At 67.5% G+C, this 1,086-nt stretch carries 1 protein-coding gene; it reads right to left on the minus strand.

Annotation, left to right across the window (positions count from 1 at the left end; genetic code table 11):
- Positions 1-419: 419 nt before the first annotated feature.
- On the minus strand, positions 420-1,086 hold a 667-nt coding region (locus ACMZ42_RS27280), incomplete at its 5' end, for a hypothetical protein (RefSeq protein WP_415733465.1).

Consider the following 1,086-nt stretch of genomic DNA (forward strand, 5'->3'; position numbering starts at 1 on the left):
GGCGTCAGTCATGGGCGTGGTCACTCACGGCCGGGACGCCGCTTGAGCATGCGGTCCTGACTCACTGCCTCGCGCTGGGTGTCCTGGACGACGTGGGTGTAGATGTTCATCGTGACGGCGATCTGACTGTGGCCGAGGATCTCCATCACGACGCGGGGAGCGATGCCGGCGACCGGATCTCCCGCTTGCGCACACCCCGGCTGCGTGACGCAGTCGGTGAAACACGACGACTTTGCGACCGCCTCCCTTGGGGATGCCCGCGGCGCTGCAGGAGAGGCTGGTGAGCTTGCCTGCCGGGGTGGCGGTGGCGGCGGGAGTAGCTGCGCGCGGCGCAGGCGGGCGTAGGCACCTCCGTCGCTCCGGTCAGGTGCGCCGCGGGTGCGCCACGGGGCCGTTCTTCCGTACAGGGATCCACGGGGCTACTGCTCCTCGATGCCGATGTTGGCCGTGTTCCCGGCGGTGTCCATGCTGAGGGTTGCTGTGCCGAGTTCGAGGTATTCGATCTGCATGCCGTCCTTGGCGAGCATGGCGGGCAGCTTGGTCTGGATCCAGTTGCGGACCTTGGCGTTGTCGATGCCGTCGAGGTCGGCGGCGGTGATGCAGTCGGTGAAGATGGCGACTTGGTCGGCGGAGCTGCCCTTGGGGTAGCCGGCCGTGGTGCAGGACAGGCTGAGGACCTTCCGGTGGGTGTCGGCGATGGCGTGGGCGACAAAGGAGGGAGCGCTGAAGGTGGCGCCCTTGGCCTCGCCGAACCAGGTGAGGGTGGGCGGCAGACCAGCCATGCTCTCCTTCACACCCGTCTTCTGCCAGGTGACACCGTGGCTGCTCATCTTGGCGACCCAGCGGTTGATGTCGCCGCCGTTGGTGGTGGCGTCGGGTGCGGGGGTCTTGGACGCCGTTGGTTTCGGTGCCGTGGTGGTCGGCGCGGTGGTAGGTGTGGCGTCTTCGCTCGGGGCGTCGGATTTCACGGCGGTTGGTTCCGGTGACGCGGTGGCCGCCGGGGTGCTGCTCTTGGTGGCGTTGGCGTTGTCGTTCTTGTTGTCTCCGTCACCGATGATCGCGCCGATGATGCCGAGTAGGACGAAC

The sequence above is a fragment of the Lysinibacillus sp. NPDC056185 genome (assembly GCF_047737915.1).
GTDB lineage: Bacteria > Bacillota > Bacilli > Bacillales_A > Planococcaceae > Lysinibacillus.